An 18,567-nucleotide genomic window follows, 5' to 3' on the forward strand; every position below is an offset into this window, starting at 1 on the left:
CTCGCCGCAAATTCCGGGGCTGCTGCCTCAAAACGGGACTGTCCGGCGGGCGTCCGTGGCTCAGTCCGTCGGCGCGATCAGCCCGACCCTCATATCCTTCGCCAGATAGACGCAAGCGCCGTCGGCGAGCACGCGGCCGTCGGCGACGCCCAGCACCAGCCGGCCGCGCCTGATCTGACGCATGTCGATCTCGTAACGCACGAGCCTGACGTCCGGCGTGATGTGCCCCCTGAACTTGACCTCGCCGACCCCGAGCGCGCGGCCTTTGCCCGGCGAGCCCGACCAGCCGAGCCAGAAGCCTATGATCTGCCACATCGCGTCGAGCCCAAGGCAGCCGGGCATCACGGGATCGCCGGCGAAGTGGCAGGCGAAGAACCAATGGTCCGGCGCAATATCGAGTTCGGCGGCGACACGGCCCTTGCCGAAGGCGCCGCCGTCGATGCCGATGTCGGTGATGCGATCCATCATCAGCATCGGTGGTGCCGGCAGCTGCGCATTGCCCGGGCCGAAATAGCCGCCCGCGCTCGAGCGCAGCAGCTCCGGCTTGGAGTAGGTCGATTGCGGCGTGTGAAAATCGTGCGGGCTGAACAAGATGGCCACCGACCTTGGGGTTATGGTTGAACGTTAGGAGCGGCTGCGCTGCGCGGCTTTTGGCTTTACGGACGGGGGCTTCGCAGGCAGGCGCAGCGCCGCGGCCATGAAGGCCCAGATGTCGCCGGTCAGCCTCGCCGGATCCGGCCGCCGGTCGGCCGTGAGCGCGCCGATCAGCGCCTGGCGGATGCCGCCGATCATCAGCGCAATGGTGAGGTGAGGGTCGAGGTTGCCGGGAACGATCCCGTCGCGCTGCGCCGCCTCCAGCATGCGCGCGCCGGCGGCAAGCTGGCGGCGGGTGAAGGCGGTCTCGACATCGAGCACTTCGGGCGCCCGGCTCAGCGGTCCGATCACCAGCGGCGCAAACGGGTGCTCGTAGTGAAAGGCGACATAGGCGCCAATCCGCTCCTTCTCCCGGTCCGCCCAGTTCCCGGCGGACAGCTTGGCGCCGCCGAAGGCCGCCTCATCGAGACGTTCATAGAAGTCTTCGACCACGGCGGCGATCAGGCCGGCCTTGGATCCGAAGTGGTGATAGGCAAGCCCGACCGAGACCTGCGCCCGTCTCGCGACGGCCAGCATCTCGAGCTGCCCTTGGCCTTCGATCAGCTCCTGTTGGGCTGCGGCGAGCAGCCGCTGGCGTGTTCCCAGGGTCGTTGCGTCCATTGCCCGCTCACTGGCTGAATTGAATTCAATTCAATCGGGCGGATGCTAGGATGTCAAGCTTGGGGCGCCGCCGTGCAGATGCTCGCCGCTCAATCGCTGCAATGACAGCCGCCGGAACAGGTAGCAATAAAGTTCGCACCCTGGCCCGTGATGGCACCCTCTGTCGCGATGTCTCCTCGGCCGGCCGGAGACGGGCCCGCGCGGTGCCGATCCAGCGCCGCGCGAGCTTTTCCGCTCAGCGCTCGGCGTGCACGCCAGCGTGTAGGGCCGAGCCGAGTGCAGTCTCAAAGAGGTGTTCGTATTGCTGCGCGTTAACGTTCGAGATGTGAGCGGTGTCCCGGAAGTTGGCTTGACCCGATCGGACCAGGTAGCACGAACTGTCGTCGCAGACTTCCGCTTGCGGGTCGATCGAGATCAGCCACGGATTGCCCTTACGGGGTAACAGTACAGTCCGGTCGATCTTCTGGCGCAGATCGCGCATCGTCAAGGTCGGATCGGCCGCGACCTTCCACTCGGTGATGGCCTTTCCTGCCCTGATCTGGCTTTCGATCCACTTCTGCGGAACGTCGAAGCCGATATTGAGCAGCGGCATCACCATAATGACGGTCTTGCCTTTTGAGAGCAGCGTGTCGACAAGTGGCGCGATCTCGATGGCGTTGCTCCAGTTGCCGGCGAGAACAATGATGGTCGGCTCGGCGCGGTCGCCCAAATATTGCAGCGTCTCGGTGTTGAACTGGCGGCACGGCTGGCTATCGGCAGCATTGCGATCGGGATCGTCAGCAAAGGGTCGGCAGGCGCTCTGCGTCGCGATAAGACCGGTGAGGCCGAGCCTGGTTGCGGCCGTCGTGAGCGGCTCAAGATACTGATTTGCGAAGGAATCGCCCCACAGCATGACCGTAGCGTGATCGGCGTTGCCGGCGCCGAAGGTGCAAAATCTCTCGCTTGCGGCCTTCATCGAGTTGGCATTGCGGAAACATTCATCGCGTGGCGTGTCCGTCTTGCGGGCCATCTCGGCGGGCAGGAGATAGGCCGGCAGCCGCCCCGGGTAGCCGGTCGTCACCAGTGAGCCGATCGTAAAGGCAACGAAGCACGCTGCCGCCGCGCCTGTGCAGGTCAACAGCCGCTGCGGCGTCCAGATGTCGCGCCGCAGACGGAACGGCTGTTCGACGACGTAGTAGGCGACGGCGCCGACTGCTATCGAGGCTGCGGCCATCGCAGCTTTCGAGACAATACCGACCTCATAGCCGCGCGCGGTGAGCCATCCGCCAGCTAACACCCAGATCGGCCAGTGCCAAAGGTAGATCGAATAAGACCAGTCACCGATGCGCTGCACGACCGACGACTGAACGAGTCTCGAGGTCTCAAGTCCGCCCGCGACGACAAGCGCCGCGCCGACGATGGGCAAGAGAGTCAAGGCGCCCGGCCAGCGTGCTTCCGGCAGCGGATAGGCCACGCAGAATGCTGTCAGGATCCATCCGATGCGGGCGGCGGTGCTACTGAAGGCCTCGGAGCGAGGAGCGCGGCCGTTCGCCCGGCACCAGACTTCGGCGATGGCGATCATGCCGCCGGCCAGCGGCTCCCACGCCCGCGCGCGTAACGAAAAGAACGCCGACCCCATCTCGTCATGCTGGTTTTGCCAAAGGCACCAGGCAAAGGACACGACGGCGACGGCTGATAACGTGGCCATTATCGCAGCCGGCGCCTTCGATCTCGGTGATCGGGACCAAACGAAACGCACCACCAGTGGCATCCAGATGTAGAATTGCCACTCCACCGCGAGCGACCAGGTGTGCAACAGCGGCTTGGTCTGTGCGGCCATCGCGAAATAGCCGTTGTCGTTGTCGAATGCGAAGTTCGACAAGAAGAAGATCGCGTAGCAGGCTTGGCGGACGTGCCGGAAGTATTCGCCCGGCAGGGTCAGGAACCATCCAGCTGCCGCGGTGGTTGCGACAACCACAAGAAGGGCGGGGTAGATGCGCCGCAGCCGCATCATGGCGAAGTCGCCATAGGAGAACCGGCCCGCTGCAAGATCGGCGACGACCTTGCCGGTCATGAGATATCCGGTGATGACAAAGAATGCGTCCACACCGACGAAACCGCCGGCAAAGCCCGGGATCCTCAGGTGATAGCCAAGGACAGCAATCACCGCGAGAGCTCGCAAGGCATTGATATCGCAGCGGAAGCCGTCTCGATCAACCGGCGCTCGGCCCTGCATTCCAAGGTTCAAATCGCCAACCCCTAAAAAACCTGCGGAAGCTGGCGCAACCCGGGGCTGAAATCAAACGGAAGATGGTCCGGCGTTCGGTTGCTCACAGCCGAGAGAATCCAAGTTCCCGCCGTGTACGGGCCCGCTATTCAACGAAAGGATAATCCACGTCGCGCTTGGCGATCGGAATCGCCGCGCTCATCGTCATCTCGCAGCTACAGCCTGCCGCCGCGCGGGATACTGACGGCCGTTACGCCAACTCACCCCTGAAGTCCTGGCTTTCAGGAAATTCATGCCCCTCAAAAAGTTGCGGCCACCCTTTGGGGGAAGGGTGGCCGCGCGCGAACCGGTCTGGGACGGGGAGGGGTGGGGATGTGACCGGGTCGCGAACTCGATTCCTTGTTGCGGCTCAGCGCGAGCTTGCGGTTGAAACTGCCGGGCGGTTGTCGCCGAGCGAGACCCACACATTGGGATCGCTCTGCGACTGCCGCTTGACGAAGCGGTAGCCGGTGTCCGTCCAGGCGACGATGCTCTCGTTCTGGTTATCGAGCACGAATTCGCCCTTGTCGGTCTTCACCGTCAGCACCGCGTGGCCTTCGCCCTTCTTGTCGCGGACCACCGTGATCAACAGCGCCTCGCGCGGCCAGCCGGCATCCATCAGCATCTTGCGCTTCAGGAGCACGTAGTCCTCGCAGTCGCCGTAGCCGTCTGATGGCAACGACCATTTCTCGATCACGCCCCAATGATCCATGTCGGTCATCGGCTTGATGGATTCGTTGACCCACTTGTTGACCCGCACGAGGTCGCGCCATGCGGTCTGCGACAACACGATGTCGCGTGGTTGCGTCTTGCCGCCGCGGCACTCGGCGGGATTGTCGGCGCAGAATTCGACCCAGCCGATCGGCGAACGCGCAACGTCACCCAGGCTGGCATAGACCACGTCGCCGGCCTTGGCCGACACGCACGTCGCAATCAGAATGGCGGCAACCGCCAAACCTTTCCCCTGTCCCCTGAACCCAAACATCGTGGCCCCCGTTCTTCTTGTTGGGACCACGTTTCGCACAAAGCTTTTGCGCCGCCGCTAAGTGCGCGAAGTAGATTTGACACGAATACTGGTAAAAGCTGCGGCGAATTCGATCTTTACTTGAATCGAATTCGCGTAAAATTTGAAACATCTGCAATTGATTCAAATTTTATCTATTAACGCGGCAAACGCTGCGCCTGCACGGTTTGTTGCAGCAAACGCCTCGGCCGTTAACCGCCGATTTCGCCGGGCCAAACGCACCGAAGGCGGCCACCGGTGTACCGGAGGCCGCCTTCGCGGGCCGAAAACGGGGTCTTGAGCGGTTTTTCGCTTTACCTCGCGGTAACGCTCTCTTCGAGCGTTTCCGCCGACTGCTCGTGGACGAACTCGAGCGCGAAGCCTTCCTCGAGATTTCGCACCACGCGGGCCTGTACCCTGCCGAGCATCACCAGCGACTTCAGCGGCGGGCGGTTCTCCGCGGCAATGGCAGCACCGGACAAAGAGAGGTCGATGATGCGGCAGGTCATCCGCGAGCCGTCTTCCTGGGTGAGCAGAGCGATCGGGTTGCGCGGCACGATACGGTCGTGGCGGCGATCCTCGGGCAGATTGAGGATGTCGCGGTTGGCGAGCCAGGTGAGCTGGGCAGCGAGCTTGTCGCGCTTGCGCGCGGTGGCGCCGATCGTCATCGCAAAGCCGTTGTCGATGATGCGGGTGATGCGGCCCTCGACCCGGCCGATATGGTCGAGATAGGCGATCACGCGGTCGCCGACATTGCCGATGCCGGGCGCCAGCAGCGCGAGGCCGCCCGGGGACATGTTGATAATCTGGCAGGGAAACTCGCGCCGGTCGGGCAGCATGTAGCGGCCGAGCAGGTGCACCTTGACGCGCTGGAAGCGCCGCCGCTCCTCGGCAACGGGGACGACGGTAGTTTTCTTCTGTGCAAACGACATCACGATAACCCGGCCACCGTCCATTCGGAGCCCCGACGACCGTACGGCTGATAGGGTTAACAGGGCGTTACGGTTGTGAAAGGGAACCCGGACACGGAGCGAGAGCGGCAAGCGAAGTTCAGGCGGGCCGTACCCAGGGGCGTTGGACTCATTCAGATGCCGCGTCAGGTTCTCCGAACCATCGCGCTGCGGCTTGAGCAGTCGGGCACGACCTGATGTCGTTCGTGATCGCTGACAAGGTCGAGGCCTTCGCACCCGACGGCACCGCGATGAAGTGACGATCCCCGTGCGCAGGCGACGCGGCGCGCTACCTGGCTTGCTACCTGGCTTCGGCGTCCATGGCCGGTTCGACCGGCTCCGCCGGTGGCTCAACAGTCACGGCCTTGAGCACCTTGCGTTTCGCCGCGCGGATCTCGAGCTGCAAAGGCGGCCGATAGGAGCCGGCCGACGGTTCGAACATGAAGCCATGGTGCCCATCGCCCTTGTTGAGCTTGAGAAGATCCTTGCGGAATTGATCGGCGACGACTTCGGCAACATGATCGCCGTTGAAATAGATATCGATCGTGACCCGTTTGTCGGGGTGCTGGTCATACAACGCCCAGCCGGCGATCCTGTTCTCGTTGAAGACGTCGACATGGCCGGTGACCTCGCCCGAGAGGCTCTCGATGCCGGCTTCGATCACCTCGAGGTCGCTCTTGTAGATCGATCGCGTGACGTCGAAGCTGAAATGCGCGGTGTCGACACATTGGTCGAGCAGGTTCTGCCGATGCTCTTTCATTCGTTGCAGCGTGTCGAGCTCGCCCAGCTTGACGTACATGCCGACGATGCCTTCGATACCAGGATTCATGGTGTCGTTCCCCGCAATGCTACCGGCCTATTGGCCCCCGGGTTGCGTTCACAATCAACGGTTCTTTGCGATGCTTCCTCGCGGAAAATACTCCCGTCAAGACTTGAAGCGCGTCGTCCCGCCAGGGTCTGACATGGAGGCCTTCATGACATCCCGATCGTCCTGACCTAAAGTCGGTGCGGCCGAACCCGGCCCAATGACAAAGACAGGGAGAGCGAACCGATGGAGCAGATTCGCGTCTGCACGCATGACGGACCTGGAGCCAAGCCTGTAATCCGGACCGTGCCATGGCCGGATGTCGGCAAAAAGGCGGCCCTGATCAAGGTCGGCGCCTGCGGCGTTTGCGGAACCGACCTGCACATCCTGAAGGGACACTGGCCGAAGCCGCTGCCATGGCCGTTCACGCTCGGCCACGAACTCGGCGGCGTGATCGTCGAATGCGGCCCGGAATTCACCGAAGACTTCATGAGCAAGCCGCTGCAGGTGGGATCGAAGGTGATGATCCCGCCCTTGATGCCGTGCGGCCGCTGCTATTACTGCATCCATTATCCCGAGAGCGCCAACAAGTGCCTGACGCCGGTGTATTACGGCCGCTATCTCGGCTTCGACAAGGCGCCGCACATGTGGGGCGGCTGGGCCGAATATGTTTACGTCGATCTCGACATGCTGCCCGGCACCAAGATCTACAAATTGCCCGACGACATGTCGCTGCGGCTGGGCGCGCTGTCGGAGCCTCTGACGTCCTGCATCCGCGCCTTCAACCGCGCCACCCGCGCCGGCGGCTTCAGCTGGGGCGACACCGTGGTGATCCAGGGCTCCGGGCCGATCGGCATCCTCGCGGTCGCGGCCGCGCAGGAGATGGGAGCGGGGCGCGTGATCTGCGTCGGCGCGCCGGAAACGCCGCGGCTGGCGCTGGCGCGCGAGTTCGGCGCCGAGGCGACCGTCGATATCGAGCAGCTGAAGACTCCGGAGCAGCGCATCAAGGCGGTGCGCGACATCGTCGGCGGCTTCGGCGCCGATCTCGTGATGGATTGCTCGGGCCACCCGACCGCCGGCCCCGAAGGCATCGAGATGCTGCGCGACGGCGGGACCTATGTCGAGATGGGGCAGTTCACCGATGCCGGCTCGATCGATACGTCGTGGCACCGCATCTGCACCAAGGACCTCAACGTGCTCGGCTCCTGGGGCTTTACCGGCAACGACCTGCCGCTCGGCGTCGACATGCTCTACCGCACGCGCAACAAATATCCGTGGCTCGACATGCAGACGATCTATCCGTTCACCGAGGACGGCGTCGCGCGCGCGGTGGCGGACGCGATGGCGATGAAGACGGTGAAGTCGACCATCGTGCCGTGGCCGGAGCTGGTCCGATGAAGCAAGCCAATGGAAGCGTCGCTATTCCTGTTGCAGTGCTCCCAAGGAATGCCGGCCTGCCGTCAGGGCCGGCCTGATATCGCTCGCCGGGACGGCGGCCCGGCGCTAACATCCGCGCATGCAATCGAACCGTGTGCCGCCGAGCGCAACGTTTGCGTGGGGAAACCTGTCCGAGGACTTCGCGCTGTTCCGAACGCTCAGCGCGGAACAGCGGCTGATTGCCTTTGGTGCGATGACCCGGCGCGACCTGGTGCGTGGCGAACTGCTGGTGGAGCAGGGGGGCGCCTCGGACGCATTGTTCCTGGTGCTGCACGGCGCGCTGGCGGTGCACCGGACCGATCATCCCGAGCCGATTGCGGAGCTTCGCGCCGGTGAATTGGTCGGCGAGATCGGCTTCTTCGCCAACATCCCGCGCACGGCCAATGTGATCGCGATCCGCGATACCAGCGTGCTGGTGCTGACGCGTGCGGCCTATGCGAGGCTTGTGCAGGATGCGCCCGGCATCGTCGAGGCGCTGCTTGCCGCGCTTGCGCAGCGCTTTGCCATCCAGACCGCGCGGCTGTTGCCCGTCCGGGCGTCGCCGAAGGCGCGCACCGTCGCGCTGATCGCGGGCGGACGGGACCCGGTGCCGGCTGCCTTTGAACGGAGGTTGCGCGAAGGCCTTGCCGCAGCTGGTGCGCAGATTGTCGATCTCGCGCGCGTTCAGGCGATGTTTCCCGGCCGCGCGCTGGACTCGTCCGAGGTCGCCGACTGGCTCAACCGGATCGAGTACGACGCGCCGCTGGTGGCTTATTTCGGTGGTGCGGAAGCATCCGAATGGGCGCGCAAGACCATTCGCCAGGCAGACCTCGTGGTGTTCGCCTGCCGCGGTGAGGCTCCGCCGCCGGTTCTCACCGATCTCGAAAGCTTCGCGTGCGGGGTGCATCCGGCGTCGGCGCGACGCCTGGTTCGTGTTCATGATATCAGGCTACACGAGGTCAGCGGCACCGCAGCCTGGCTGGCGCGACTGCCTTGCTTCATGCATCACCATGTCGCGCTCGAGGACCAGATCGATATCGAGAGCCTGGTGCGCTTCCTGTGCGGTCGTGCCATCGGGTTTGTCGCCGGCGGCGGCGGCAGCCTCGGCACCGCGCATGTCGGCATCTACAAGGCGTTTCGCGAGCGCGGCACCATGTTCGACATCTTTGTCGGCACCAGCGTCGGTTCGGCGATGGCGGCGGGCTTTGCCAAGAACTACGACGCCGAGCATCTCGAGCGCGGCACGCATGAGATCTTCGTCTCCAGCCGCAGCTTCCGCCGCCCGACCTGGCCGCGCTATGCGCTGCTGGACCACAAGGCCTTCGATCGGGCGCTTGCCGATCAGTACGGCCACAACTGCCGGATCGAGGATTGCTGGCGGCCGTTCGCGGCGGTCGCGACCAATCTGTCGACGCACAATCTCGAATTGATCAGGACCGGCCTGCTCTGGCAGGCGGTGCGTGCATCGAGCGCGATCCCCGGCCTGCTGCCGCCATTCTATACCAAGGACGGCTCGATGCTGGTCGACGGATGCCTCGTCGACAACGTGCCGCTGGCGCAAATGCACCAGCTGAAGAGCGGGCCGAATCTGGTGGTGCATTTCGGCGAGCCGGCGACCGAGATGTTCGACGTCGACTATGCCGCGCTGCCCGGAAGGTTCGAGCTGCTCGCGTCGCTGCTGATGCCGTTCCGGCGGAAAGCGCTTCCGGCCGCGCCGAGCGCGGTCAACGTGTTGTGGCGAAGCCTCGTCGCGCATCAGCGCTACGATACGCTGCCGACCACGCCGCTCGACCTGGTGATGCGCCCGCCGACGCCTGAAGGCATCGACGTCACCGATTTCGACCGTCATCAGGAAATCTTCGAATCCTCGTACCGCTGGGCGCAAGAGACCATTGCGGCCTCGCAGGCGGCGCATGATCCGGCCATTGCTGCCATCGTCGCGTCGGCCAAGGTGGCGGATAAGGCTGCGGACGCAGGCGCGGACACGAGCGCGGACGACAGCGTGGATCAGGCGACGGTGAGCGCGCCGGTCTCTCATCAGGCCCGCGTCGGCTGAACGTCTTGCAGGCGGCGCCGAAGTCGACCATCGTGCCGGACTGAAATCCGGAGACGACGATGCCTTTCGATTTGATTCTGCGCGGCGGACGGGTGATCGACCCGTCGCAAAAGCTCGATGCGGTGACGGATGTCGCCTTTGCCGGCGGCAAGGTCGCGGCGGTCGGCCGGGAGCTGAAGGCCGATCCCGCAACCGAGGTCCGCGATGTCTCCGGGTTGATCGTCTCGCCGGGAATCATCGACCTGCACACCCATGTCTATTGGGGCGGCACCTCGCTCGGCATCGATGCGGAGGAATTTTGCCGCAACTCCGGCGTCACCACCTCGGTCGACACCGGCAGCGCCGGGCCCGGCAATTTCGCCGGCTTCCGCAAGCACGTGATCGAGCCGAGCCAGGTCCGCATCCTCGCCTATCTGCATGTCTCGCATGCCGGCATCTTCGGCTTCTCCGATCGCGTGATGGTCGGCGAGAGCGAGGAATTGCGGCTGATGAATCCGGTCGACGCCGCGCGCGTGGCGGACGAGAACCGCGACCTGATCGTCGGCATCAAGGTGCGGGTCGGCCTGTTCGCCTCGGGCACCTCGGGGCTGGTGCCGCTCGAGATCGCGCTCGAGGTTGCCGAGCAGGTCGGCATGCCCTTGATGGCGCATATCGATCACCCGCCGCCGAGCTACGAGGAGGTGCTCGCGCGCCTGCGCCCGGGCGATGTGTTGACGCATGCGTTCCGTCCGTTCCCCAACACGCCCGCGACCGCGCAGGGCACGGTGAAGAAGGTGGTGCTGGAGGCGCGCGAGCGCGGCGTGCTGTTCGACATCGGCCATGGCAAGGGCTCGTTCGCCTTCAAGACCGCGCGCGCGATGCTCGCCAACGGCTTCTACCCCGACACCATCTCCTCCGATATCCATCAGCTCTGCATCGACGGTCCTGCCTTCGATCAGGTGACGACGATGTCGAAATTCCTCTGCATGGGGATGTCGCTGCCGGACGTGATCGCGGCGTCCACCGTCAACGCCGCGATGGCGTTGCGGCGGCCGGAGCTCGGCAGCCTCAAGCCGGGCAGCGCCGGCGACGCCACGCTGATCTCGATCAGGGACGGGCAGTTCGACTATGTCGACGTGGTCGGCGAGCACCTGACCGGCGATCGCAAGATCGTCTCCGAAGGCGTCGTGATCGGCGGACGCTGGTGGCATCCGGGATAGCGCCCTTCCTCACGAGACCCGCGGGCGCTTTGCCCTCAAGAAGGCGACATCGATGCCGGTCTGAATGTTGGACCCGAAACCGGAAGCCCGGCGGACCTATTCGATCACCTCACTGCCGCTGCTTCTGACGGTCTCAGCACGGCGGATACGGATAGTAACCGCAGCGTCGGCCGTAATAGTACGCTCCAGTAGCCGCTGCTCCGACCGCAGCCGCACCTGCCGCAGCTCCGTAGTACGCGCGCCGATGCACTCGCCTATTAACCCCCGCGACGCTGCCAGGTGTGAGCGGGCGACCGACACGAGCGTCAGCTTTGTCCACGGAGATAACGACAGTCCCCGCAGGCGACAAGTGAAGCGAAACGGGAGATAAACACAACATCGCTGCTCCGAGGGCCGCGCCGACTACCGTTAGCGTTTTCATGCTCTTCTCCTGATCAGGTTCTTTGCCGCCTTCTGAGGCGGCTTTACTTTGGCTTGAGTGTTTCCATACTGACCCGAGTTCCTCGATGGTGCTCTTGATCCATGTCAAGCTATTCCGGTCTTCCCCCGACAGCGGGCACCACGTCTAGAGCCACCACTTCCAAAAAAAGGCCAGACTCCACTCAGTTGCTCGCGCGCGGTCCTTGCGCGCCGCGGAAAAGGCCACGGCAAACTCGGCGGCGGCGCCGACCAGAGTGGGGCATCGCGTACGGGACGCGCAGCTTCCGGATTTGGCCCTTTTGCGACGGAACGTCAGTTGAGGGGTCAAAAGCCGTCGATGGCAACCGACCCCAGCAACTACTGCTTCACCTGCAGAAGCGGGCCTTTATGACTCCACGCCCCGGTTGCCGCGCAAGGCGGACGCACTGACAATGATGCGCAATCGCAGCAGACTGATCGTGCGCATCGATGTCGCGCGACCGGTCCGGCGGTTCATGCCGTCATCAAAAAAAGATTGGCAGTGCGAGTAATGTTCACGCCTTGCGGCCCTTGGGCCGCCGACCACATCTCCGCACCGCAATTCTTCGGTGCAGGTTTGGGCTCCCAAACCGCGCAGTTGCGAATTGTGGAGATGGACTATGGACTTCCTCGGTTTTCTTAATGGTTCAGGTTTAACCCAACCTGCCATTTGGATCGCGATAGCGGTCGCATGTGTGATCCTGCTGCGCGTATCGAACGTATTTCGCTACATTCCCAACAATCAGGTCGGCATCGTCGAGAAGCTGTGGGCGATCAAGGGCTCGATCGAGGACGGCTTCATCGCGCTGAACGGTGAGGCCGGCTACGAGCCGGAGGTGCTGCGCGGCGGCCTGCACGTGATGGTTTCCCTTCATGTACCGGATCCACCGCTCGGATCTCGTGACCGTCGGCCAGGGCAAGATCGCCTATGTGTTCGCGCGCGACGGTGCGGCACTGGCGCCTTCGCAAGTGCTCGGCGCCAACGACACCGAAGACAAGTCGGACTTCCAGGACGCGCGCCGCTTCCTGCTCGGCGGCGGCCAGAAGGGGCCGCAGCGCAAGGTCCTGCGCGAAGGTACCTATGCCATCAACACCACGCAGTTTGCGATCATCACCGATGAGCGCGTCTACGGTCATGCGCTCAGCGAGCGGGAACGCGGCGTGCTCGAGAGCATGCAGCTCACGATCACCGAGCGCTGGGGCTTTGCGCCGGTGGTGCTGGCGGCTGATCACGATCTGGTCGGCATCGTCACCGTGCATGACGGCCCGTCGCTGCCTCCGGGCGAGATCATCGCGCCCGAAGTCGGCATCGAGCTGCGGGATGCTGCGACCTTTCACAACAATTTCCAGGAGCCCGAGAAATTCCTGCTCGCCGGCGGTTATCGCGGCCGCCAGCTCCAGGTCATCGTCGAGGGCACCTGGTACATCAACCGCCTGTTCGCGACATCGTGCCGGACTGAAATCCGGAGATCGCGGCGTCCACCGTCAACGCCGCGATGGCGTTGCGGCGGCCGGAGCTCGGCAGCCTCAAGCCGGGCAGCGCCGGCGACGCCACGCTGATCTCGATCAGGGATGGGCAGTTCGACTATGTCGACGTGGTCGGCGAGCACCTGACCGGCGATCGCAAGATCGTCTCCGAAGGCGTTGTGATCGGCGGACGCTGGTGGCGTCCGGGATAGATCCCGGAACTATCGGTTGAATCGCGGCCGCGCCTCGCCGGACTAAGCATTTGCAGCAAGACGTAGGCAATGCTACATAATAAAGCGTATGCATTTCCGAGAACTGATGAAGGGCTGAATTCGATGCAATTCCCTACATTTTTGTACCGCCGTCCCCGTTCGACCGGGGTGTTGGACGCTGGCTTCTGCGCCGCGGCGGCGGTCGCGCTTGCGCTGATCGGAACGGTCGGGCCCGCGTTTGCGCAGCAGGGCTCCGAGAGCGCGGTCGCCGCGGCGACGCTTCCCCGCGATCTCAGCCCCTGGGGCATGTTCATGCAGGCTGATATCGTCGTGAAGGGCGTCATGATCGGCCTCGCATTCGCCACTTTGGTCACCTGCACGGTCAGTCTGTCGAAGACGATCGAACTGTTCAGCGCTCGCCGCAATGTGAGGCACGCCCTGCGCGAGCTTGCGGTTGCGCGCAGCGTTGAAGATGCGGTGCGCACGGTCCGCGAGGGGCCGGTGGCACGGCTGCTCGAGGGCGCGGTCGCCGAACTCGATCTCAGCACCGATCGGATGGACCGCGAAGGGATCAAGGCGCGGATCGCATCGCGCCTGCAGCAGATCGAGGCGGCTGCGAGCCGGCGCATCGCGTTCGGCACGGGCGTGCTGGCGACGATCGGGGCCACCGGTCCCTTCGTGGGCCTGTTTGGTACGGTCTGGGGCATCATGAACAGCTTTATCGGCATCTCGAAATCCCAGACCACCAACCTCGCGGTGGTTGCGCCCGGCATTGCCGAGGCGCTGCTGGCGACCGCGCTTGGGTTGGTTGCCGCCATCCCGGCCGTGGTGGTCTACAATTTGTTTGCCCGCCAGATCGGCGCCTATCGCGCGCTGCTTGGCGACGGTTCGTCGGAGATCGCGCGTCTGGTCGGCCGGGATCTCGACGGCGGCGTCATCGCCGCCGCGCGGCTGCGGCTCGCAGCGGCGGAGTGAGCTGATGGCGATCAATCTCAACCAGGCCGGCGGCGACCTCGCCGAGGTCAATGACATCAACGTGACGCCGTTCATCGACGTCATCCTCGTGCTTCTCATCATCTTCATGGTCGCCGCACCGCTCGCGACGGTCGACATCGCGGTCGACCTGCCGGCGTCGAATGCGCAGCCGCATCCGCGTCCCGACAAGCCGGTCTATTTGACGGTGAAGCCGGACCTCTCCCTGGCGGTCGGCGACGAGACGGTGAGCCGCGCCGCGCTCGCCGCTGCGCTCGATGCCGCCACCAACAATCAGAAGGATGTCCGCATCTTTCTGCGCGGCGACAAGACGGTTCCTTACGGCGAGATCATGCGGGTGATGAACGGGCTGCGCGACGCTGGTTACCTGAGGGTGGCGCTGATCGGGCTGGAGCAGACGGCCGAGCCATGAAGCGTCTCGCCGCCGACGATGCGTCGGATCTCAAGCGCTGGACCTGCAGCAGCCTCGCCGTCCTCACGATGTACGCTGCGCTTGCCGCATCATTTGCGTCCTGGCAACGGCCGGACGATGTCGAGCCGGCCGAGCCGTCGGGCGCCGTCATGGTCGACCTTGCGCCGCTGCCGGCCGCACCGTCGACCACGCCGACCGATATTCCGCCGGGGCCGGAGCAGGTGATGTCCGAGGCGCGCCCCGAGGCGAAGCCCGAGCCCGCGCAAACCGACGATGCCTCCGAGCTTCCGCAGGCGGCCAACCCCGAGGCCGTCGTCGATGCGCGCACCAGGGCGCAGCCGGACGCCGCGCCGGAGCAGCAAGCCGCCGCAGTGACATCGGCACCGTCGGCGCTGTCGGAACGCGCAGCGCCGGTCGCCGCGGCGCCGACGCAGGGCCAGCCGGATCAGAAGGATTCGCGGGCCGTCGCGACCTGGCGTTCGCAGATCCTCGCGCTGGTCGAGCGCAACAAGCGTTATCCGGAAGCCGCGCGATCGCGGCGCGAGCAAGGCATCGCGCAGGTCCGCTTCACGCTGGACCGTAACGGCATGGTCGGCGAGGCACGTGTGATCCAGAGCTCGGGCTCGGACGCGCTGGACGGTGAAGCCGTTGCGCTGCTGAAGCGCGCGCAGCCGTTTCCGGCGCCGCCCGATACGCTTGCCGGCGACGTCGTGGTGATCCGGCTGCCGATCCGCTTCACCGTCAGATAGACGGCGATCCAGCGCGCGATGGGCTTTGGCTGATCGTCGCGCGCTGGATTTCTGTTGAAGCATGATCGTTCCGGAAAGCCGCTTCGGGCTTTTCCGGATCATGCATTAGTCGCTCAGGGCTGTGGCGCCGAACTTGTAGTTCATGCCGACGCGGATCGCGTCGAGGCGTACCCGTGCATCGGAATCGAACGACGTCGCCACGCCGGCCGCGGGATTTGGGGTGGCGCGGAACGAGCCGAGGTCGGAGTGGAGATATTCGATCCGGCCGGTCCAGTTGGCGAACAGCCGGCTTTCAAGCCCGGCGCCGACGGCCCAGCCGAAGCTGAATGTGTCGACGTTGAAAGGTGTCGTCGTCGCTGCGCCGGTCGCGGTGAAGCCCGACACCGTTCCCGATGAGGACACGGTGCCGAACGGCACGCCGGCAGTGAGGTAGGCGAGCGTCGTCGGCGTGACCGCGACGCCGACGCGGCCGCGCAGCGACGCCAGCCAGTCGAGCCGGTAGTGCATGCTGGCCGTCATCGCGGCATCGAACGGCAGCAGCGCCGGATTGCAGGCGGCTGCCGGACAGGTGGCCGAGGACTGGCCACGCTGGTTGGCGTAGACGAAATCGCCTTCGATGCCCGCCACCATCCGGCCCATCGTCCAGTTGTAACCGGCCTGGACGCCGAGGCCGGCATGATCGAGGCCGGCGCTCGGGCGTTGGCCGGCAAGCGGCGTCTCGCTCGCATCGTCGATGAAGCCCGCATAGGTGCGGGCCGCGCCCCACGAATATCCGGCACTGCCGCCGGCGTAGAATCCGCTCCAGTCCCACGCCGCGGCGTCCGGCGCCTTGCGGAAGATCGATGCGACGTCGCGATCCCGCGCGGCGCCGAACGTCGTGGTCGCCGGCGCATCGGCACCGTATTTGACATTGAGGAACAATTTGACGGTCCGGCCGGGTTGCAGGATCTCGTCCTTGTGGAATTGCACGGAGTTGCGGATGTCGGCGTTGAGCAGATTGTCGCCGATCAAACCGGTCGCCACCTCCACCGCTCCCCACGGTGAATCCTTCCAGTGCTGCCGGTGCTCGATCTGGAACTTGAGCAGATTATAGCCGTCGGTCGGCGTGTCGAACTGCGCGTAGTCGTTCTGCGTGAAGGCGTGCAGAAGGTTCAGCCGCGCGTACCATGCGTCGCTGCGCCAGTAGAGGCCGCCGCCGAGCCGCATCGGCGGAATCCGGGGCACGTTGGTCCCGTCGGTGAAGGTGGCGCGTACCATGTCGAACTGCCCCTCGATCCCGAAGATGCCGCCCGGGAGCGGAGAGACGTCCCATTGCCACGATAGTTCGCCGCCGCGGAAGATCGCGTCGCGCTGGGAGTACGCAACCTGGATGTAGTCGCCGTTGCCGCCCGCGGCGCAGGTCGCAAACGTCGCACCGCAGAAATTGCCGGTCGACTGGCCGAAGATGAACTTGTCGTAGCGGGTGTAGTACAGGTTTGCATCGAACCTGATATCGCCGCGGGTTCGCTTCAGGCCGATTTCCGCGGTGTTGGCGGTCTCCAGCGTCAGGTCGGGATTGCCGATCTTGAAGGTCTTCTCGGAATCGTCCGGACCGCTCGCGAACAGTTCGAGCGCGCGCGGCGCGCGCTGGATGCGCTGCAGCGTCAGGCTCGCCTGCAGATAGGAGGGCAGGTCCTTGATCACCCCGACGCTGAGGCTGGTCGGCAGGAAATCCGACCGCGACGGCGAGCTCGCCGGCTCGTTCGGCGGCGGCAAATAGCTCGACGGAAATCCGAACGAGGTGCCGGCGACGTCGACGGATTCGACACGGGCGGCGAACTGGGTGCGCAGCGTGTCGGTGTGTCGCATCTCCTCGAAGACATAACCGGCGGCGGTCGTGGTCTGGGCTGGAAGCAGGATCGCCTGGCCGAGCGTGTCCAGGCGCTGGTAGGCGCCCTGCAGGCCGATGATGCTGGTCAAGGCGCCGAGCGGGGTCGCCACGGGCTGGCTTTCGACTTCGAGCTTGCCCTCGGTCTGGCGGTTCTTGAACGTCGCGCCGATGGTCTCGAAATTGCCGAAGGTGGTCTGGTTGAGGTCGATCTCGTCGTGCCGATAATCCGAGTAGCCGAGCCAGTAGCGCACCGCTGATATGGCGGTTGCATCGGGGCGATACTCGCCCTTGCTCATGATCTTGGTCTGCTCGAGCTGATTGTGCTGCTGGCTGTCGGCCGACGCGATGCCGGGGACGTGATAGTCGCTGGTGAAGCGGGAGATCGACAGGCCGGCATAGCCGCCGTCGAACAAATAGGAGCCGCCGATCGCCGCGCCCGCGCTCTCCATCGCCGAATTCGGCTGCCGCCCGTTGAACGCCGGCGCCGGACTGGGCGGCACTAGATAGGGATAGCTCGGGATGCGATAATCCTGGCCGCCGCGGCCATAGACATCGGCATGCACGGCGACATTGCCGGCGCCGGCGTCGAGCAGCAGGCCGCTCTCCCAGCCGCTGTCGACCGAGGTGACGGCGGACCGCAACTCGGCCGCCATGCCGCCGACCGGGGCGGCGGTTGGAATCCGGTTGTTGGTGACGTCGACGATGCCGCCCACCGCCTGCGAGCCGAAGCGCAGCGCGCCGGGACCGCGAAACACCTCGGTGTTCTGCAACGCCAGCGGATCGAGCGGCACGCCGTGATCCTGCGCAATGTCGGAGACGTCGACGCTGCCGATGCCGTTCTCCTGGATCCGGACCTTGGCGTCGGACAGGCCGCGCAGGACGGGGCGCGACGATTGGGTTGAAAGACCAGCGGAGGTCGCGCCGGGCGCGGTAAAGAACAGATTGCCGAAGCTCGGGCTGGTGCTCGACTGGATCTGGCTGCCGGTCAGCGCCGACGGCGCAAAGGGCGAGGTGTCGGACGCGACCGCGGGCGGTGCGGGGGCGGGCGGCGCCGGTGTGGGGCGTGCATTGGTGCGGCCGGCCGGCTCGTGGCGGGTGGTGCGGCGTGTCGGCTTGGGTTGCCGGCCTTCGACCGTGACCTGGGGGATCTCGACTTCGGCCGGACCGTTGGCCTGTGCCGGCGCGGCGGCCGGCGGCTGCGTCGCGGGAGCAGATGTGGCGGCGTCGGGAGTTGCGGTGGGCCGGGGAGCCGGCGCGTCCGGCGCCGCGGGCGGCTGCTGGGTTGCTGGCGTCGCGGCCGGACTTCCGGTCGGGGGAGGAGCGGCCTGCTGGGCTGCGGCGATCCCGTGCAGACAGATCAAGGCGACCGACGTCGAGCCCAACAGGGCCCGACGGGCAACGCAAACACGCATTCCTATTCCTCCAACGCGCCTTCGACAGGCTTAGTAAAAGCACCAAGATGTAGCTAAAGCTACAATTGAAGAGGCGTGGCTACGAA

13 protein-coding genes and 2 pseudogenes are annotated in these 18,567 nt (G+C 65.1%); 8 read left to right on the forward strand and 7 right to left on the reverse strand.

Features of this window, described 5'->3' with window-relative positions; genetic code table 11:
- Positions 1–60: 60 nt before the first annotated feature.
- From fabA to ACVW1C_RS35720, 6 genes are all read right to left on the reverse strand, one after another.
- Positions 61–591 carry a bifunctional 3-hydroxydecanoyl-ACP dehydratase/trans-2-decenoyl-ACP isomerase gene (gene fabA / locus ACVW1C_RS35695; RefSeq protein WP_456762258.1) on the reverse strand — a complete coding sequence of 177 codons (531 nt, stop codon included), beginning with the start codon at positions 589–591 and terminating at the stop codon, positions 61–63.
- A gap of 33 nt (positions 592–624) precedes the next feature.
- Positions 625–1,254, reverse strand: coding sequence for a TetR/AcrR family transcriptional regulator (locus tag ACVW1C_RS35700; RefSeq protein ID WP_456762259.1), 630 nt, complete (start codon positions 1,252–1,254; stop codon positions 625–627).
- Between the two features lie 235 nt (positions 1,255–1,489).
- Complete coding sequence (locus ACVW1C_RS35705) at positions 1,490–3,469, reverse strand: acyltransferase family protein (protein WP_456762260.1); 1,980 nt, start codon at positions 3,467–3,469, stop codon at positions 1,490–1,492.
- Between the two features lie 400 nt (positions 3,470–3,869).
- Positions 3,870–4,484: a transglutaminase-like cysteine peptidase gene (locus ACVW1C_RS35710; protein WP_456762261.1), complete on the reverse strand. Its 615-nt coding sequence runs from the start codon at positions 4,482–4,484 to the stop codon at positions 3,870–3,872.
- Between the two features lie 332 nt (positions 4,485–4,816).
- Entirely contained in the window at positions 4,817–5,434 is a 618-nt protein-coding gene (locus tag ACVW1C_RS35715) for a PilZ domain-containing protein (protein ID WP_092115166.1), read from the reverse strand.
- Positions 5,435–5,753: 319 nt separating this feature from the next.
- The gene (locus tag ACVW1C_RS35720; RefSeq protein WP_456762262.1) at positions 5,754–6,281 is read right to left on the reverse strand and encodes a hypothetical protein; all 528 of its coding nucleotides are present in this window, start codon (positions 6,279–6,281) and stop codon (positions 5,754–5,756) included.
- Positions 6,282–6,503: 222 nt separating this feature from the next.
- On the opposite strand from ACVW1C_RS35720, the gene ACVW1C_RS35725 reads away from it, so the two are divergent.
- The 8 genes and pseudogenes from ACVW1C_RS35725 to ACVW1C_RS35760 all read left to right on the forward strand — a co-directional run bounded on the left by ACVW1C_RS35725 (position 6,504) and on the right by ACVW1C_RS35760 (position 15,199).
- Positions 6,504–7,655 carry a zinc-binding dehydrogenase gene (locus tag ACVW1C_RS35725; RefSeq protein ID WP_456762263.1) on the forward strand — a complete coding sequence of 384 codons (1,152 nt, stop codon included), beginning with the start codon at positions 6,504–6,506 and terminating at the stop codon, positions 7,653–7,655.
- A gap of 118 nt (positions 7,656–7,773) precedes the next feature.
- Complete coding sequence (locus tag ACVW1C_RS35730) at positions 7,774–9,729, forward strand: patatin-like phospholipase family protein (protein ID WP_456762264.1); 1,956 nt, start codon at positions 7,774–7,776, stop codon at positions 9,727–9,729.
- Positions 9,730–9,788: 59 nt separating this feature from the next.
- Positions 9,789–10,928: an amidohydrolase/deacetylase family metallohydrolase gene (locus ACVW1C_RS35735; RefSeq protein ID WP_456762265.1), complete on the forward strand. Its 1,140-nt coding sequence runs from the start codon at positions 9,789–9,791 to the stop codon at positions 10,926–10,928.
- A gap of 1,058 nt (positions 10,929–11,986) precedes the next feature.
- A pseudogene (locus tag ACVW1C_RS35740) lies at positions 11,987–12,812 on the forward strand (flotillin family protein); the annotation flags it as partial.
- Between the two features lie 23 nt (positions 12,813–12,835).
- A pseudogene (locus ACVW1C_RS35745) lies at positions 12,836–13,045 on the forward strand (amidohydrolase/deacetylase family metallohydrolase); the annotation flags it as partial.
- Positions 13,046–13,213: 168 nt separating this feature from the next.
- The gene (exbB, locus tag ACVW1C_RS35750; protein ID WP_456763259.1) at positions 13,214–14,020 is read left to right on the forward strand and encodes a tonB-system energizer ExbB; all 807 of its coding nucleotides are present in this window, start codon (positions 13,214–13,216) and stop codon (positions 14,018–14,020) included.
- A gap of 4 nt (positions 14,021–14,024) precedes the next feature.
- Positions 14,025–14,450, forward strand: coding sequence for a TonB system transport protein ExbD (gene exbD / locus ACVW1C_RS35755; RefSeq protein ID WP_456762266.1), 426 nt, complete (start codon positions 14,025–14,027; stop codon positions 14,448–14,450).
- Entirely contained in the window at positions 14,447–15,199 is a 753-nt protein-coding gene (locus ACVW1C_RS35760) for a TonB family protein (RefSeq protein ID WP_456762267.1), read from the forward strand. The genes exbD and ACVW1C_RS35760 overlap by 4 nt, the downstream gene beginning before the upstream one ends.
- Before the next feature lie 105 nt (positions 15,200–15,304).
- Here the strand turns inward: ACVW1C_RS35760 and ACVW1C_RS35765 are convergent, their stop codons facing one another.
- Positions 15,305–18,481, reverse strand: a complete 3,177-nt coding sequence (locus ACVW1C_RS35765; protein WP_456762268.1) for a TonB-dependent receptor domain-containing protein — start codon at positions 18,479–18,481, stop codon at positions 15,305–15,307.
- Positions 18,482–18,567 lie beyond the last annotated feature (86 nt).

This window comes from Bradyrhizobium sp. USDA 4011, assembly GCF_054063415.1.